This window comes from Parasphingorhabdus sp., from assembly GCF_039939955.1.
In the GTDB taxonomy this organism is placed as follows: Bacteria; Pseudomonadota; Alphaproteobacteria; order Sphingomonadales; family Sphingomonadaceae; genus Parasphingorhabdus.
The window spans coordinates 400,533-416,972 of record NZ_JBDVHS010000005.1 but is presented as its reverse complement, the minus strand read 5'-3'; the positions used below and the strand labels follow the sequence as shown (position 1 = coordinate 416,972).

Genomic DNA, 16,440 nt, shown 5'->3' with positions numbered 1-16,440 from the left:
TAATATGAACAATAGGACGAAAAACCCTTAGATCTCCGTCCGGCCCAACTGCTGATCACTCCGCCAGATGGAGTCCAATCGCCTGCGCCAGAAAAGCATAGATATCCGAATATTCTTCAATCACCTTATCTGTCGGCTTACCACTGCCATGCCCTGCCCGCGTTTCAATGCGAATAAGATGGGGGTTGTCGCCCGCATTCAATGCCTGCAGCCGCGCCGTATATTTGAAACTATGGCCGGGAACGACCCGATCATCGGTATCAGCAGTCGAAACAATAACAGCCGGATAATCGACCCCACCTGTCAGATTATGATAGGGAGAATAGCTAAGCAGGGTTTTGAAATCTTGCTCCTTGTTCGGATAGCCATAGTCATCGACCCAATAGCGCCCCGCGGTAAACCGGTCGAAACGGAGCATATCCATCACGCCGACAGCCGCATGTCCGGCAGCAAACAGATCAGGCCGCTGGTTGGTTACCGCACCGACCAGCAATCCGCCGTTGGAACGCCCTTCAATCGCAAGCCCGTCTTCCGGTGTAAGGCCCTCGGCAATCAAATATTCACCGGCAGCGATAAAATCATCAAAGACATTCTGTTTGTTCTGCAAGCGGCCGCCATCGTGCCACTCTTTGCCATATTCCCCGCCACCGCGAAGATTGGCAGAAGCAAATACACCGCCCGCCTTGATCCATGCCATCCAGACCGGCTTATATTGCGGCAATATCGAGATATTGAATCCGCCATAGCCATAGAGCAAAGTCGGCGCACCCTTTGAGAGGTCCTGACCTTTCATATGCACGAGGAACATCGGAATCTGGGTGCCATCTTTGCTGGTATAGAAACGTTGTGTCACCTCGACCGTCTCCGGATCAAAAGGCAGGGACGGTTCCGCCCAGATCGCCAGAGGTGACACAGGATCATAGCGGAACACCGTCGTTGGACGGTTGTAGCTTTGAAAGGTGAAAAAGCCTTCGTCGCTCTTGATCGAGCCACTGAGGCTCCCGACCTGCCCAGGCCCCGGAAGATCAACCGCACCCAGCGCTGTCCCGTCCAACCCGAAAATCGAAAGTTGGCTTTTGGCATCCACCAGATAGCTGATCACCAACCGGTCGCCGACAATCATACTGTCGTTAACAACCGCATCGCTCTCTGGCACCAGCTCGGTAAATTCCGGCTCCTCAACACTAAGATCGGTTTTGACCACTCGCAGACGCGGTGCGTCCTTGTTGGTCGTGAAATAGAGCGTATCGCCGACACCATCGATCAGGCGCCAGTCATTTTCAAAACCGCTCACCAGCTTGCGCGTTTCCAATTTGGGCGAGTCCACCTTGATCAAGGTGATTTCATAGCGCTCGTCGGTGCCGGAAGAGGAAGTGATAACCACCCATTCCTTGTCCGACGTCAATTCGGCCGTATGATTCAGCTCCGGTTGATCGGGCGTGGCATAAACCAGTATATCCTTGGCCTGATCCTGACCAATAAGGTGGAGATAGACCGCATGATCAGCATTTAGCGACTGAAACGCCTCGCCTTCTGCCGGCTCGGGAAAACGCGAATAGAGAAAACCGAAATTTCTCGGCATCCAAACGAGGTCGGTGAATTTGACCCATTCAACGGTGTCCGGTTTGACCTCGCCCGTCTCTACATCCAGAACCTTCAGCGTCCGCCAATCGGAGCCGCCATCTTGAACCGCGTAAACCAACAGGCTTCCGTCACCGGACGGTTTCCAATGAGCGAGAGCCGTTGCTCCATCACTGGACCAATCCGCCGGATCGATCAGCACCCGTTCTTCGCCATCAGCGCCTTCGCGAACGTAGAGTATCGCTTGATTTTGACCGCCGCTTTTGCGTTCGTAGAAATATTTCCCGCCTGCCTCGACCGGAACGCTCAGATCATCAAAATCGAACAATTGCTCCATCGATTGGGCTAGCGCTTCACGCCCTTCGAGTTTTTCGAGATAGCTATCGGTAACCGCATTCTGCGCTTTCACCCATTCCGCGACCTCAGGATCTTCGCGAACGTCATTTTCCAGCCAGCGATACGGATCCGAAATATATTCACCAAATTGCTCTTCAACGACATCAACGGTCTTGGTTTGCGGGTAGGTCAGCGCGATATCCTTATTTTCATGGTCAGCAGCGAGCGCCGGTGAAGTTGCGGCCAATCCCATGGCCAATGTCAAAATGGTCAGACTGCGCATATATACCTCGGCAAAAGAAAAGAGGCCGCAAGCTTATCGCTCACGGCCTCTCATATCAATTGAAACTGTATTCAGGATGAAGGGCTTATGCCTCTTCGTATTCATCCTGCTCGCTCTGGTCTGGACCGCTGTCCTGACCTTTAGCGCTTTCGTCACGGTCAACCAGTTCGATCACAGCCATTGGCGCTGCATCCGAAGAACGGAAACCAGCACGAACGATACGAGTGTAACCGCCGCTGCGGTCGCTGTAGCGATCAGCAAGAACTTCAAAGAGTTTCTTTTCCTGAGTCTCATCCATCAAACGCGCATGTGCGAGACGACGGTTGGACAAGCCACCTCTTTTGCCAAGCGTGATCAATTTTTCAACATAAGGACGCAATTCTTTGGCCTTAGGCAGAGTGGTCATGATCTGCTCATGCTTGATCAATGCCGCCGAAAGATTCTTTAGGAGAGCCTGACGGTGAGCACCGGTCCGCTGCATACGGCGGCCCTTCATTCTATGACGCATATTCTATACTCCGTTCGTTATGGGGCCGTATCAGGTACCCCGCAGCAGGTGATTTTATTGGGGCATCACCAGTTGACCCCTGTATCATTCCGGCCGGAGCCGGGATGATGGAAGGCTTAACCCAGCAGCTCTTGTTCAAGCTTCTTGGCCATTTCCTCGATATTTTCAGGCGGCCATCCAGGAATATCCATGCCGAGACGCAGACCCATGCTGGACAGCACTTCCTTGATTTCGTTCAAGGATTTGCGACCAAAATTCGGGGTGCGTAGCATTTCCGCTTCGGTCTTCTGCACAAGGTCGCCAATATAGATGATATTGTCGTTCTTGAGGCAGTTGGCGGAGCGAACGCTGAGTTCCAGTTCGTCGACCTTCTTGAGAAGATAACGGTTGAGCTGGTTGGCATCGCTTTCGGCCTGGCTTTGCTGAGCGGCCATTCCGATTGGCGAAGACACTTGCTCCAAGGCTTCTTCGAAATGTACGAAAAGCTGCAACTGGTCCTGCAAAATGCGGGCTGCATAAGCAATCGCATCTTCCGGAGTAACCGTGCCATCGGTTTCGATGGTGAGGTTCAGCTTATCAAAATCGAGCTCCTGACCAACACGGGCATTGTCGACTTTATAAGATACCTGACGGATCGGCGAGTAGAGCGAATCAATCGGGATCAAGCCAATAGGTGCATCAGCCGGACGGTTGGCAACGGCAGGAACATAGCCTTTGCCGACATTGACGGTCAGCTCCATGTTCAACGAAGCGCCTTCGTCGAGATGGCAGATTACCATGTCTGGGTTCATGATTTCGATATCGCCGGAAACAGCTATGTCGCCAGCTTTGACTTCTGCTGGACCGGTTGCAGATAGCTGCAGACGCTTCGCATCTTCGCTCTCCATCTTCAGAGCAATCTGCTTGACGTTCAGAACGATGTCGGTGACATCTTCACGAACACCGGGCAACGAAGAAAATTCGTGCAGAGCATTTTCGATCTTGATCGAGGTGACCGCAGCGCCCTGAAGCGAAGACAGAAGTACGCGACGCAGCGCGTTGCCCATCGTCAAACCAAAACCGCGTTCCAGAGGCTCAGCAACGAAAGTTGCTTTGCGTTTAGGATCTCCGCCGGGCTTGATGTCGAGGACGTTGGGCTTCTTCAGTTCTTGCCAGTTCTTCATATTGACAGTCATGGACTTCCCCTAATGGTTCAAAGAGCGGGTTTGGTCATCGTTTCCGCTCTGAATGATAAAATATGAGACTGGCCACCCCGACCGCCTCAAAAACTCAATCGGTGTTAGACGCGGCGTCTTTTGGATGGACGAACACCGTTATGCGGGATCGGTGTGACATCACGGATCGATGTGATCGTGAAACCAACAGCCTGAAGCGCACGAAGAGCAGATTCACGACCGGAACCAGGACCCTTCACTTCAACTTCCAGAGTCCGCACACCATGATCAGCGGCTTTCTTGCCAGCGTCTTCTGCGGCAACCTGTGCTGCATAAGGTGTCGATTTACGAGAGCCTTTAAAGCCCATCATGCCCGCAGAGGACCAGCTAATCGCATTGCCCTGTGCATCGGTGATGGTGACCATCGTGTTGTTAAAAGTGGCGTTGACGTGCGCGACGCCTGCCGAAATGTTTTTGCGCGCGCTTTTCTTTATGCGCTGCGGTTCGCGTGCCATGTGATCAATTCCTACCTAATATCTTGAAGATACTCGTCAAAAGACAAGTCTTATTTCTTTTTACCAGCAATCGCCTTAGGCTTGCCTTTACGGGTGCGCGCATTGGTATGCGTACGCTGTCCGCGAACTGGCAGGCCCTTACGGTGACGCAGGCCGCGATAGCAGGCCAGATCCATCAAACGCTTGATGTTCATTGCAACTTCACGCCGCAAATCACCTTCAACCGTATGATCAGCATCAATCGTTTCACGAATGTGCAGAACTTCCTGATCGGTAAGGTCCTGAACCCGACGGGTCGGATCAATCTTCAATTTTTCAACAATTTCAGCCGCCTTCGTGCGTCCGATGCCGTGAATATAGGTAAGCGCAATGATTACGCGCTTGTTAGTGGGGATATTTACCCCAGCAATACGTGCCAAATTTTTTCTCCATGCTCCACAGGGACCGATTCGCCGGACCCTATCTCATAGCCAAGTCGTTAAAAACACACCCAAAACGCACAAAACCAGCGTACGCACGAAGAGCGCTGCCGGTTGTGTTGGATTTTGGATTGTTGTGAAATAGGGAGAATCCCTTTCGCTGTCAACAATGGAATCGGCGGCAAACCAGCTTGTTCCTGCCTGCCGAAGCCACTGCCCTATTTGCTCCGAGATGCTATCCGCCCGAACGAAGTTTTTCGAAAGCGACAATTCCCGTCAAACCACTCCATAAGCCAGCATAGCATCGGCCACTTTTTTGAAGCCCGCTATATTGGCGCCCTTTACATAGTCGACATATCCGTCGCCCTGATCGCCATATTCGACGCATTTGCCGTGAATACCTTCCATAAGCTCGGTCAGCATCTCGCCAAGCCGCTCGTGGTTCCAGCTGATCCGCTCCGCATTCTGGCTCATTTCGAGACCGGAGACCGCAACGCCGCCGGCGTTGGCAGCCTTGCCGGGGCCGTACATGATCTTGGCATCATGGAAGACATGCACCCCTTGCAACGTCGTCGGCATATTCGCGCCTTCCGACACGGCAATCACACCATTATCGACCAATTCTTTAGCTTCCTCTTCATTCAACTCATTCTGCGTCGCGCAAGGCAAGGCAAGGTCACAAGGCACACTCCATGGGCGCTTGCCTTCGTGGAAGGATGCACCAGTGAAATGGTCGGTATAGTCGCTGATCCGCCCCCGTGTGTGGGTTTTATGATGTTTGACCCAGTCGATCTTATCCTGATCAATTCCGTCAGGATCATGGATGAAACCACCACTGTCCGACAGCGTCAAAACCTTGCCGCCCTGCTTGGTAATCTGCTCCGCCGCATGGGTTGCCACATTGCCGGAACCAGAAATCACCGCCGTTTTGCCAGCAATGGCGTCTTTTTTATGCTTCAGCATATTTTCCATGAAATAGACGGCGCCGTAACCAGTCGCTTCGGGGCGCATTTGTGATCCACCATATTCCATGCCCTTGCCGGTCAGCACGCCTTCCCAGCGGTTGGTAATGCGTTTATACTGGCCAAACATATAGCCGATCTCGCGACCACCCACTCCGATGTCACCAGCAGGCACGTCCGTATCCGGGCCGATATGCCGGTAAAGTTCGGTCATAAACGACTGACAGAAGCGCATGACTTCAGCATCAGACTTGCCTTTAGGATTGAAATTCGCTCCACCCTTGCCGCCGCCCATGGGCAGTCCGGTCAGCGCATTTTTGAATGTCTGTTCAAACGCCAGGAATTTCAGCACGCTTTCCGTCACGCTCGGGTGAAAACGAATGCCTCCTTTATACGGGCCGATGGCATTGTTGTTCTGAATACGGAAACCGCGCTGCACGCGGATACAGTGATTGTCATCTTCCCAACAGACGCGGAAGGATACCACCCGATCAGGCTCTGCCATCCGCCGCAAAATCTGCGCGCTGTGATAGGCTTCCTTATCTTCTATAAAGTCGAATATATCCATTGCGACTTCTTGCACTGCCTGAACAAATTCAGGTTGCCCTGGATTGCGTTTCTTGACGCCTTCCATAAAAGTCGGAAAATCCACATGATCGGAAACAGCCATCGTCTAACCCCTCAAAAGTCAAGATTTGCGCGGCCCGATTATCGCTGACGACCTCCTCAAGTCGGCAGTGAATATGAATATATCATAGAACTATTAAACACGGTTGGTAAAGCGTTGATATTCAGCAGAAATAGATCCTAGCCTTCGTCCGCGTCAACACTGGCTGTTTCACCGTCGGTTTCGTCAGCTGGCACATCGCCATCCGCTGGTTCCGGCTCTTCAAACAAAGCCGCCAAGCGCGCCAATTGATCTCCGATCACTGCATCTACGCCGGGTGCGATCTGATCGATGGGAAATTCCATATAGCCGCCGACCTTATAGGTGAATCGCACCACGGTGCTATCATCCTGTGGCTGTAACTGCATGGTCAGCGTGCCCGTCACAGCCTCTTCTTGAAGGGGACCCAGCGCGCCGGAAAGCCGCAGCATCTTGTTATTACGCGCGTAGATCACCCGCATATGCTGAACGCTGCCGTCGGACGACCTAATATTATCGTCCGAAGTGGTCCGGATCAGCTCGCAAAAACAACCGCCAGCCTGCGGAATCAGATAGAAATTTTCTGCGTTACCGGTCCAGCTATGGTCATCATTCCAATAGCGCGACGGTGCAATCATAGCGCTCCAGACCGCTTCTTTATCAGCAGAAACCACTGTTTGATGCTGTACCGTAAAGCCGTTGTCAGCGAGATGGGTCACTTCCGCATTTGCGGCGGTCGCGCTGCAGAAGGCTGCGATCCCCAGAATAGATTGAAATCCCAACTTACCCATGACCTATCTCCTGTGAAATCTCTTCAGAGCGACAGGACGGCCTCAATCGCATCATTGACTTCCGCCATGCTGCCCATGCCATTCACTCTACGGACAATTCCGCGCGCTTCATAGATAGGAAGTATGGGAGCGGTCTTCGCACGATATTCCTTCATACGGGTCCGCACGGTTTCTTCATTGTCATCCGGACGGCGTTTAAATGCGTCACTACCGCAGGCATCGCAGACGCCCTCTTTGGCCGGCTGTTTGAATGTGTCGTGATAGCCTTCACCGCAATTGCCGCAGGTGAAACGGCCGACAATACGCTCGACCAGTGCATCTTCATCAACGGCCAATTCAATGACATGGGCCAGAGCCCGGTTTCTCGCGGTCAAAATCTCGTCAAGCGACGCCGCTTGAGCAGCCGTTCGTGGATAGCCGTCAAAAATAACGCCTTTTTCACGACCAAGTTCGTCCAACCGGTCGCCGATAATGCCCGACACAACTTCATCAGGAACCAATTCCCCAGCGTCCATTAGCGCCTTGGCTTTCTTTCCGACTTCCGTACCCGCCTTTACCGCTGCACGAAGCATATCACCCGTCGACAATTGGACCATGCCATGCTCATCTTCCAGACGGCTAGCCTGTGTCCCTTTTCCGGCACCCGGTGGCCCCAACAAGATGATGTCCATGCGATTACCCCCGTGGTGATTATTGGATCGGATATGAAATTTACGCGTTCAGGCCCTAGCGCTTACGTCGCCCGCCCTTGAGTTTGGATTTCTTCAGCAGGTCGCCATATTGCAGCGCCAATAGATGGCTCTGTATCTGGGTCACCGTATCGACCGTCACATTGACAACAATCAACAGACTCGTGCCGCCAAGGAAGAAGATCGGAAGATTGGTTTGCGCCATGACATATTCTGGCAAGACACAGACGAAGGCAAGATAGGCAGCGCCCACCACGGTGATCCGGGTCAGAACATAATCCAGATAATCTGCGGTATTCTTACCGGGACGAATGCCGGGAATGAAACCACCATTTTTCTTCAAATTCTCTGATGTTTCTTCCGGATTGAAAACAACCGCGGTGTAGAAGAAGCAGAAGAAGATAATGCCCGCTGCATAAAGGGCCATATAGAGCGGCTGACCATGTGCCAGATATTGGTTTAGAGTGATAACGAAATCACCGAAGGCCGTCTCACCAGCGGTTGCATTGCCAGCAAATTGGCTAACCGTCAGCGGCATCAACAACAGCGATGACGCGAAAATGGGAGGAATGACGCCAGCGGTATTGACCTTCAGCGGCAGATGGCTGCGATCCGCCTGCATCACACCATGTTGAGTAGCGCGTTTCGGATATTGGATAAGCACCCGTCGTTGCGCGCGCTCCATGAAACTGATGAACAACACCAGTCCAACCACCATCACAATCAAACCCACGATCGTCAGCGCGCCGATCGAACCGGTGCGGCTGCCTTCCATCAGATTGGCCACGAAAGTCGGCATCTGTGCGACAATACCGGCCATGATGATCAGCGAAATACCGTTGCCGATACCGCGACTGGTGATCTGTTCACCCAGCCACATCAGGAACAACGTACCGCCAACCAAACTGATGACGGCGCCAACGCGGAACATATAACCGGGTTCGACGACCGCTTGCAGGCCGGATTGGGACGCGAAGCTTTCCAGCCCTACCGCGATGAAATAGCCCTGAACGGCGGTCAGACCAACCGTACCATAGCGGGTATATTGATTAAGCTTCTTACGCCCGGATTCGCCTTCTTTTTTTACCGCAGCCAGCGTCGGCGATAATGCCGCGGCCAGCTGGACCACAATCGAGGCGGTAATATAGGGCATGACGCCCAAGGCAATCAGGCTCATCCGTTCCAGCGAACCGCCGGAGAATGTATTGAAGATATCGAGAACGCCGCCACGGGTCTGATCGTAAAGATCAGCCAGAACAACCGGATCAACGCCCGGAAGCGGAACAAAGCTGAGCAAACGGAAAATGACAAGCGCGCCGAGCGTAAACCAGATACGTTTCCGCAATTCTGTAGCTTCGCCAAATTTTGCCAGGCTTAGATTGGCTGCGACCTGATCGGCTCTTGATGCCATGCTTGACTTCCCTGCCCCACTATTAGTTTACAACGCGCTCTTGCCGAAACAAAAAGCCCATCTCCAACTATTGCGTCTCGCAGCAATCTCCGGAGATGGATAACTGCCTTTGCAGCTATGCAACCCGCCCCATATCGGATGTTCGTGCATCAAAAACAAGGGGCCAGAAAAAGAGGCGCTGAAACCAGCGCCTCTCGAAGATCAATCTTTCTTTTTCGCCCTGTTAGCGGCTTTTTTCTCGCTAGCGGGTTTGGAAGGCACTGCCTTCTTTTCGCCCTTCGGACGGCGTTCACCGCCAGCGGCAAGAATTTCAACTTTTCCGCCCGCTTTTTCAACAGCGGCAACAGCGGCTTTAGAAGCCCCGGCAACGGCAATTGTGATTTTGGCTTTCAATTCGCCTTTTGCAAGCAAACGGACGCCGTCTTTGCCACCGCGCGCCAAGCCAGCGGCTTTTAGCGTTGCGTGGTCGATGGTGCCTTTGTTCGCGAGGCTTTTGCTATCGATGAATTTCTGGATCATGCCCAGGTTCACTTCAGCATAGTCGGTACCGAACGGGTTGTTAAAGCCACGCTTCGGAAGACGCATGTGAAGCGGCATCTGACCACCTTCAAATCCGTTGATCGACACACCGGAACGGGATTTCTGACCTTTTTGGCCACGTCCACCGGTTTTGCCTTTGCCTGAGCCAATGCCACGGCCAATACGCGTACGCGATTTGCGTGCGCCTTCGTTGTCTCTAATTTCGTTTAATTTCATATCGTGTACTCGCTTTCGCTTTTATTCGCACGGAAGTGTCAGGTCTTACCCTTCAACAACTTCCACCAGATGATGTACCTTACGGATCATACCGCGGACTTCTGCAGTGTCTTCCAGTTCGGAAACACGGTGCATCTTGTTGAGACCGAGGCCGATCAGCGTTTTCCGCTGACTTTCAGGACGACGGATTGGAGATCCAATCTGCTTGATTTTAACTTTCGCCATCAAAATTACTCCGTAACGGCCGCGGCATCTGCTGCCACTTCAGCAGCGGAACCACCTGCACGTGCAAGCAAGTCAGTGACTTTCTTTCCGCGTCGTTGGGACACGGCTTTCGGGCTCGACTGATCTGACAATGCGGCAAAGGTTGCGCGGATCATATTGTAAGGGTTTGCGGTACCGTTCGACTTGGTCACAACGTCGGAAACGCCGAGACTTTCGAAAACAGCGCGCATCGGGCCACCAGCAATAATACCGGTACCAGGAGGTGCTGAACGGACGGTCACATTGCCCGCGCCAAATTGACCGGTGCCATCATGGTGCAGTGTCCGACCTTCACGAAGGGGAACCCGAACCATAGATTTTTTTGCAGCTGCCGTTGCTTTGGTAATAGCTTCAGGCACTTCCCGCGCCTTACCTTTACCGAAACCAGCACGGCCTTTGCCGTCGCCTACAACCACAAGCGCAGCAAAACCAAAGCGCTTACCGCCTTTTACGGTTTTGGAAACGCGGTTGATGTGGACCAATTTCTCGATCAGCTCTTCGCCGCCGTCATTATTGCCACGGCCACCGCGTCCACGGCCTCCGCCACGGTTATCACGACCACCGCCACGGTTGTTGCCACCGCGGTTACCACCACGCCCTTGGCGTTCTTGTGGTTTGTTATCGCCTGCTGGCGCAGCTTCTGCTGGAGCAGCTGCGGCTGGCGTGCTTTCTGCTGTTTTTTGTTCATCAGCCATATTAAAACTCCAATCCGCCTTCACGTGCTGCGTTGGCCAAAGCCTTCACACGTCCGTGAAACAGGAACCCGCCACGGTCAAAAATTACTTCTTTGATACCAGCCTTTTTGGCTGCTTCGGCGACGCGCTTGCCAACATCGGCAGCGGCATTGCTATCCGCACCGGTTTTGACTTTAGACGCCTTATCAAGGGTCGAAGCGGAAGCCAGCGTTTTGCCCTCGGCATCGTCGATAATCTGCGCATAAATGTGCTGACTCGTGCGATGCACGGACAAACGAGGCTTTGAGAGCCCGCGCTTCCGCAATTTGCTGCGTACGCGTTGCTGGCGCCGTTTGAACTGAGAAATATTCGCCATGGCTTATTTCTTCTTCCCTTCTTTGCGGAAAATATATTCGCCGCGATATTTGATACCTTTGCCTTTATAAGGCTCGGGCTTGCGCCAGCGCCGGATTTCCGCGGCTACCTGACCAACTTGCTGCTTATCCATACCGGATATTTCGATAGTCGTCTGATCCGGTGTTTTCACATCGATACCATCTGGAATCGGGAAATCGACATCATGGCTGTAGCCAAGCTGCAGGTTCAGGATCTTGCCCTTAACCGCTGCACGATAACCAACACCGTTGATTTCTAGAACCTTGGTGAAGCCCGTCGTAACGCCTTCAACCAAATTCTGAACCAAAGTACGTTGCATACCCCAGAAAGCCCGCGCGCTTTTGGTTTTATTCGCAGGCATTACCTGCAAACCACCATCGCCGAGTTCATAGGTCAGATCGTCAACCATCGGGGTCGAAAGCTCGCCCTTTGGTCCTTTAATCTTGACCAGACCATCTTCCATGACGGCTGTGACGCCGTCAGGAATAGCCACTGATTTTTTGCCAATACGGGACATGATTAGAATACCTCAGCCAGTACTTCGCCGCCGACCTTCTCCTGACGCGCTTCCGCGTCGGACAGAACACCTTTTGGCGTCGATACGATTGTTATACCCAAACCGTTGCGCACCCGTGGCAGTTCTTCCGAACCGCTGTAGACACGACGACCAGGCTTTGAAACGCGAGCCACGTGGCGGATAGCCGGCTGCCCTTCAAAATATTTCAGTTCAATCCGTAAACCGGGGTGCTTGTCGACCTCTTCTTCGCTGTAGCCACGAATATAACCTTCGCGTTGCAACACTTCGAGGACGGCACCACGCAATTTGGACGCAGGGGTCAAGACGCTGTCTTTACGTGCCTGTTGTCCGTTACGGATACGGGTGAGCATGTCACCCAAGGGATCGGTAAAAGCCATATTATCTCTCCCTTACCAGCTTGATTTCGTTACGCCAGGGATCAGACCTTTATTGGCCATGTCCCGAAGCTCGATCCGGCACAGACGGAATTTGCGGTAATAGCCGCGTGGCCGTCCTGTGGTTTCACAGCGGTTGCGTACGCGGGTTGGGTTCGCGTTCCGCGGAATTTCCGCCATTTTCAGGCGCGCCATCAGACGTTCGGTCTCATCAAGAGATTCGTCTGCTGCCATTGCCTTCAATTTCGCATAACGGCTGGCGTATTTCTTCACCATCCGCTTGCGTTTTTCGTTTCTGTTAATGGAACTCAGTTTCGCCATGACTTAAGTTCTCGTCCTTCCGTATTATGAAACACGCTTACGCGGCTTCTTTTTCTTCCTCTTGTTCCTCTTTCGGGAACGGGAAACCGAACAATGCCAGAAGCGCACGCGCTTCGTCGTCTGTTTTTGCTGTTGTCGTTACGATCACGTCCATGCCGCGAACAACGTCGATGTTGTCATAAGCGATCTCAGGGAAAATGATCTGCTCTTTCAAGCCCATGGCGAAGTTGCCACGACCGTCAAAGCTCTTCGGATTCAGGCCTCTGAAATCCCGGATACGCGGCATCGCAACCGTCACGAGACGATCGATGAATTCGTACATCCGTTCCCGGCGCAGATTGACTTTGCAACCAATCGGCATGCCTTCACGCAACTTGAACGTTGCGATCGAGTTTTTCGCCTTCGTGATTACTGGTTTCTGACCAGCAATCAGTTCCATTTCCTTCGCAGCAGTCGCGACTTTCTTCTTGTCCTGACTGCCTTCACCAACACCCATGTTGATGGTGACCATGGTGATCCGTGGGATCTCCATGGGGTTGGAATAGTTAAACTGTTCCTGCATCGCTTTGACGATTTCATCGTCATATTTTTTGCGCATGCGCGGGGTATATTTTTTGTCAGCCATCGACTTTCTCCCCGGATTTCACAGCGATACGCTGCATCTTTCCGTCTTTTGCCTTTTCAAAGCGAACCCGCGTCGGCTTTCCGTCTTTCGGATCTGCCAAAGCCACTTTGCTGATGTGCATTGCCGCTTCACGCCGTTCCAGACCACCCTGAGGGTTAGCCTGTGTTGGCTTGCGGTGGCGAACAGCAACATTCACGCCGGAAACGATGACCTTGTCATCCTTTGGCATCACTTTGCTGACTTCACCGGACTTGCCCTTATCCTTGCCGGACAGAACGACGACGGTGTCGCCTTTTTTGATTTTTGCATTGGCCATGATTAGATTACCTCCGGCGCAAGGCTGATGATTTTCATATGCTTTTTCGCACGCAGTTCACGAACCACGGGGCCAAAAATACGGGTGCCAATAGGCTCCTGGCTGTTGTTCACCAAAACTGCAGCGTTGCTGTCGAACCGAATGACCGATCCGTCTTTACGGCGGATGTCTTTCTTCGTGCGCACGATCACCGCCCGGTGAACGTCGCCCTTCTTGACCTTGCCGCGCGGTGCCGCTTCCTTGATCGAAACGACAATGATGTCGCCGACGCCGGCAAAGCGACGTTTCGAGCCGCCCAGCACCTTGATGCACTGCACGCGTTTGGCACCGCTATTATCAGCGACCTCCAGGTTCGATTGCATCTGGATCATGGATCCAATTCCTTCTTCATAACCCCGGAAAACCGGGCGTTTCCTACTTCGTCATCCCGGCAGACCCGGGATATTCTAAACTTATTCGCCAGCTGGCGCGGCTTCAGCCGTTTCTTCCGCTACTGGTTCAGCCTTTGGCTTCTCCGGTGCTTTGATCTTTTCGTCTTTCGGATCACTTGCTGTAATCTCGCTGACCGTTGGCGTTGCAACGCCGGCTGCTGCGCCGACCCGCTCCAGCACTTTCCAAGTTTTCAACTTGGAAATCGGCCGTGTTTCTTCAATGCGCACGGTTTCGCCGAGGCTCATTTCATTTTTCTCATCATGCGCGTGATATTTCTTCGAGCGCCGGATAATCTTTCCGTAAAGCGGGTGCTTCACCTTGCGTTCGACATTGACGACAACAGTCTTATCGCCCTTGTCTGACACAACCGTGCCCGTGAGAATACGTTTTGGCATATCGGTTCCTTACGCCTTAGCTTCTGCGGTCGCCGCGTTCGCACGCTCGGCCTGCAATGTTTTGATCCGGGCGATGGTGCGACGCACTTCCCGCATCCGGCTTGGTTTTTCGAGTTGATTGGTCGCAGCCTGAAAACGCAGGTTAAATGCCTCGCGCTTCAGTTCGCCCAATTCCGCCCCGAGCTGATCGTCGGTTTTGGTCCGCAAATCTTCTGTCTTAATGCTCATCTGCTTTAACCTTCCAGATGTGACGTATCGCCGAGGCGGGCCACAACCTTTGTCTTAATCGGGAGCTTCATCGCTGCCCGCTCGAAAGCGACGGCTGCAATTGGTCCGGGAACGCCGTCCAGTTCGAACAAAATCCGGCCTGGCTTAACGCGCGCAGCCCAATATTCTACCGAGCCTTTACCTTTACCCTGACGAACTTCGGCAGGTTTTTTCGATACAGGAACATCCGGGAAAATGCGGATCCACAACCGGCCCTGACGCTTGATGTGACGCGTGATCGCACGGCGAGCCGCTTCGATTTGACGCGCAGTGATCCGCTCAGGTTCCATGGCTTTAAGGCCATAGCTACCGAAGTTCAGGCTGGTGCCACCAGGGGCTTTGCCTTTAATCCGGCCTTTGAAAGCCTTGCGGAATTTATGTTTCTTGGGTTGCAGCATGATGCTCTACCTATTCCTCAAAAATCAACGTTGGTGCTGCGGACGGACGCCGGATGTCTGTGCTTCCACATTCAACCGATCCTGAGCCATTGGGTCGTGACCCAATATTTCACCTTTAAAGATCCAGACCTTGATACCGATAATGCCATAAGCGGTCAGTGCTTCATATTCAGCATAATCGATATTGGCGCGCAGCGTATGGAGCGGCACGCGGCCTTCACGGTACCATTCAACGCGGGCAATTTCTGCTCCACCCAAACGGCCACCACAAACAATTTTAATACCTTCAGCACCAAGACGCAGCGCGGATTGTACCGCACGTTTCATGGCACGACGGAATGCAACACGGCGGATCAACTGATCACCAATGCCCTGCGCAACCAGTTTCGCATCGACTTCCGGCTTGCGGATTTCGACGATGTTCAACGATACGTCACCAGAAGACATGTCACTAAGCTTGCGACGCAGCTTTTCAATATCCGCGCCTTTCTTACCGATGATAACACCAGGACGTGCAGCATAGATAGAAACGCGGCAAGTCTTAGCCGGACGCTCGATCACTACCTTTGAAATCGCTGCCTGTGGCAGAGTGTCAAAGATGAATTTGCGCATCTTGATGTCTTCCATCAAGAGATCGCCATAGTTGGAACCTTCCGCATACCAGCGGCTATCCCAGGTCCGGTTGATCTGCAGGCGAAGCCCGATAGGATTACTCTTTTGACCCATGGTTACGCCTCTTCCTCTTCATGCTCACGCACGACAATGCGAACGCGGCTAAATGGCTTGATAATCTTGGCTGAACGACCACGAGCACGCGCTTTCCAACGCTTCATCGTGATTGATTTGCCGACGCTCGCTTCGTGAACGATCAATGCGTCAACATCCAGATTGTGATTATTCTCGGCATTAGCAATTGCGGAAGCCAGAACCTTGCTGACGTCCTTTGCCATCGCTTTTTTCGAAAAGGACAGGATGTTCAAAGCGTCTTCCGCTTTCTTGCCGCGGATAAGCTGCGCAACCAAGTTAAGCTTCTGGGCGGAACCACGAATGGAATTGCCCATAGCCAAAGCTTCATTGTCGCCAACGCGGCGGGGTGATGATGCCTTACCCATTATTTCTTGCCTTTTTTGTCAGCGCCATGGCCGTAATAGTTACGCGTTGGAGCGAACTCGCCAAGCTTGTGACCGACCATGTCTTCATTCACCGAAACCGGAATGAATTTCATTCCGTTATAAACGTTGAACGTTAGACCGACGAAATCAGGAAGAACAGTAGAACGACGCGACCATGTCTTGATCGGCGAACGCTTGCTTGCTTCCTGTGCTTCCTGTGCTTTTTTCAGCAGGTGGAGGTCAACAAATGGACCTTTTTTGATGGAACGAGCCATGC

24 protein-coding genes and 1 pseudogene are annotated in these 16,440 nt (G+C 52.7%); all 25 read right to left on the bottom strand.

Annotated features, from left to right (window positions below; translation table 11 throughout):
• Window positions 1–55: 55 nt before the first annotated feature.
• A complete protein-coding gene (locus ABJG22_RS07275; protein WP_348019585.1) occupies window positions 56–2,200 on the bottom strand; it encodes a prolyl oligopeptidase family serine peptidase in 2,145 nt (714 codons plus the stop codon).
• A gap of 85 nt (window positions 2,201–2,285) precedes the next feature.
• A complete protein-coding gene (gene rplQ, locus ABJG22_RS07270) occupies window positions 2,286–2,708 on the bottom strand; it encodes a 50S ribosomal protein L17 (RefSeq protein WP_348019584.1) in 423 nt (140 codons plus the stop codon).
• 116 nt (window positions 2,709–2,824) lie between these two features.
• A complete protein-coding gene (locus tag ABJG22_RS07265) occupies window positions 2,825–3,883 on the bottom strand; it encodes a DNA-directed RNA polymerase subunit alpha (protein WP_348019583.1) in 1,059 nt (352 codons plus the stop codon).
• A gap of 104 nt (window positions 3,884–3,987) precedes the next feature.
• Window positions 3,988–4,377, bottom strand: a complete 390-nt coding sequence (gene rpsK, locus ABJG22_RS07260; RefSeq protein ID WP_067198370.1) for a 30S ribosomal protein S11 — start codon at window positions 4,375–4,377, stop codon at window positions 3,988–3,990.
• Window positions 4,378–4,427: 50 nt separating this feature from the next.
• Window positions 4,428–4,796: a 30S ribosomal protein S13 gene (rpsM, locus tag ABJG22_RS07255; protein ID WP_348019582.1), complete on the bottom strand. Its 369-nt coding sequence runs from the start codon at window positions 4,794–4,796 to the stop codon at window positions 4,428–4,430.
• A 276-nt stretch (window positions 4,797–5,072) separates the two neighbouring features.
• On the bottom strand, window positions 5,073–6,428 hold the full coding sequence (gdhA, locus tag ABJG22_RS07250; protein WP_348019581.1) for an NADP-specific glutamate dehydrogenase: 1,356 nt from the start codon (window positions 6,426–6,428) through the stop codon (window positions 5,073–5,075).
• Between the two features lie 137 nt (window positions 6,429–6,565).
• A complete protein-coding gene (locus ABJG22_RS07245) occupies window positions 6,566–7,195 on the bottom strand; it encodes an SRPBCC family protein (RefSeq protein WP_348019580.1) in 630 nt (209 codons plus the stop codon).
• A 23-nt stretch (window positions 7,196–7,218) separates the two neighbouring features.
• Window positions 7,219–7,866, bottom strand: a complete 648-nt coding sequence (locus ABJG22_RS07240; RefSeq protein ID WP_348019579.1) for an adenylate kinase — start codon at window positions 7,864–7,866, stop codon at window positions 7,219–7,221.
• 55 nt (window positions 7,867–7,921) lie between these two features.
• Entirely contained in the window at window positions 7,922–9,295 is a 1,374-nt protein-coding gene (gene secY, locus ABJG22_RS07235) for a preprotein translocase subunit SecY (protein ID WP_348019578.1), read from the bottom strand.
• A gap of 201 nt (window positions 9,296–9,496) precedes the next feature.
• Window positions 9,497–10,051, bottom strand: a complete 555-nt coding sequence (gene rplO / locus ABJG22_RS07230) for a 50S ribosomal protein L15 (protein WP_348019577.1) — start codon at window positions 10,049–10,051, stop codon at window positions 9,497–9,499.
• 45 nt (window positions 10,052–10,096) lie between these two features.
• Window positions 10,097–10,276 (bottom strand): 50S ribosomal protein L30, encoded by a 180-nt coding sequence (gene rpmD, locus ABJG22_RS07225; RefSeq protein ID WP_348019576.1) that lies wholly within the window; start codon window positions 10,274–10,276, stop codon window positions 10,097–10,099.
• A 5-nt stretch (window positions 10,277–10,281) separates the two neighbouring features.
• Complete coding sequence (gene rpsE / locus ABJG22_RS07220; RefSeq protein ID WP_348019575.1) at window positions 10,282–11,010, bottom strand: 30S ribosomal protein S5; 729 nt, start codon at window positions 11,008–11,010, stop codon at window positions 10,282–10,284.
• Between the two features lies 1 nt (window position 11,011).
• Window positions 11,012–11,365 carry a 50S ribosomal protein L18 gene (gene rplR, locus ABJG22_RS07215; protein ID WP_348019574.1) on the bottom strand — a complete coding sequence of 118 codons (354 nt, stop codon included), beginning with the start codon at window positions 11,363–11,365 and terminating at the stop codon, window positions 11,012–11,014.
• Window positions 11,366–11,368: 3 nt separating this feature from the next.
• Window positions 11,369–11,902 (bottom strand): 50S ribosomal protein L6, encoded by a 534-nt coding sequence (rplF, locus tag ABJG22_RS07210; RefSeq protein WP_348019573.1) that lies wholly within the window; start codon window positions 11,900–11,902, stop codon window positions 11,369–11,371.
• Window positions 11,903–11,904: 2 nt separating this feature from the next.
• A complete protein-coding gene (gene rpsH, locus ABJG22_RS07205) occupies window positions 11,905–12,300 on the bottom strand; it encodes a 30S ribosomal protein S8 (protein WP_348019572.1) in 396 nt (131 codons plus the stop codon).
• Between the two features lie 12 nt (window positions 12,301–12,312).
• Window positions 12,313–12,618 carry a 30S ribosomal protein S14 gene (rpsN, locus tag ABJG22_RS07200; RefSeq protein ID WP_348019571.1) on the bottom strand — a complete coding sequence of 102 codons (306 nt, stop codon included), beginning with the start codon at window positions 12,616–12,618 and terminating at the stop codon, window positions 12,313–12,315.
• A gap of 37 nt (window positions 12,619–12,655) precedes the next feature.
• Window positions 12,656–13,243, bottom strand: coding sequence for a 50S ribosomal protein L5 (gene rplE / locus ABJG22_RS07195; protein ID WP_348019570.1), 588 nt, complete (start codon window positions 13,241–13,243; stop codon window positions 12,656–12,658).
• The gene (rplX, locus tag ABJG22_RS07190) at window positions 13,236–13,559 is read right to left on the bottom strand and encodes a 50S ribosomal protein L24 (protein WP_348019569.1); all 324 of its coding nucleotides are present in this window, start codon (window positions 13,557–13,559) and stop codon (window positions 13,236–13,238) included. The genes rplE and rplX overlap by 8 nt, the downstream gene beginning before the upstream one ends.
• A gap of 2 nt (window positions 13,560–13,561) precedes the next feature.
• The gene (gene rplN, locus ABJG22_RS07185; RefSeq protein ID WP_348019568.1) at window positions 13,562–13,930 is read right to left on the bottom strand and encodes a 50S ribosomal protein L14; all 369 of its coding nucleotides are present in this window, start codon (window positions 13,928–13,930) and stop codon (window positions 13,562–13,564) included.
• 225 nt (window positions 13,931–14,155) lie between these two features.
• A pseudogene (gene rpsQ, locus ABJG22_RS07180) lies at window positions 14,156–14,386 on the bottom strand (30S ribosomal protein S17); the annotation flags it as partial.
• A gap of 9 nt (window positions 14,387–14,395) precedes the next feature.
• On the bottom strand, window positions 14,396–14,614 hold the full coding sequence (rpmC, locus tag ABJG22_RS07175) for a 50S ribosomal protein L29 (RefSeq protein ID WP_348019567.1): 219 nt from the start codon (window positions 14,612–14,614) through the stop codon (window positions 14,396–14,398).
• 5 nt (window positions 14,615–14,619) lie between these two features.
• On the bottom strand, window positions 14,620–15,051 hold the full coding sequence (gene rplP / locus ABJG22_RS07170) for a 50S ribosomal protein L16 (protein ID WP_348019566.1): 432 nt from the start codon (window positions 15,049–15,051) through the stop codon (window positions 14,620–14,622).
• 24 nt (window positions 15,052–15,075) lie between these two features.
• The gene (gene rpsC, locus ABJG22_RS07165) at window positions 15,076–15,777 is read right to left on the bottom strand and encodes a 30S ribosomal protein S3 (RefSeq protein WP_348019565.1); all 702 of its coding nucleotides are present in this window, start codon (window positions 15,775–15,777) and stop codon (window positions 15,076–15,078) included.
• Window positions 15,778–15,779: 2 nt separating this feature from the next.
• The gene (gene rplV / locus ABJG22_RS07160; protein ID WP_348019564.1) at window positions 15,780–16,163 is read right to left on the bottom strand and encodes a 50S ribosomal protein L22; all 384 of its coding nucleotides are present in this window, start codon (window positions 16,161–16,163) and stop codon (window positions 15,780–15,782) included.
• Window positions 16,163–16,438 (bottom strand): 30S ribosomal protein S19, encoded by a 276-nt coding sequence (rpsS, locus tag ABJG22_RS07155; protein WP_348019563.1) that lies wholly within the window; start codon window positions 16,436–16,438, stop codon window positions 16,163–16,165. The genes rplV and rpsS overlap by 1 nt, the downstream gene beginning before the upstream one ends.
• Window positions 16,439–16,440: the final 2 nt, after the last annotated feature.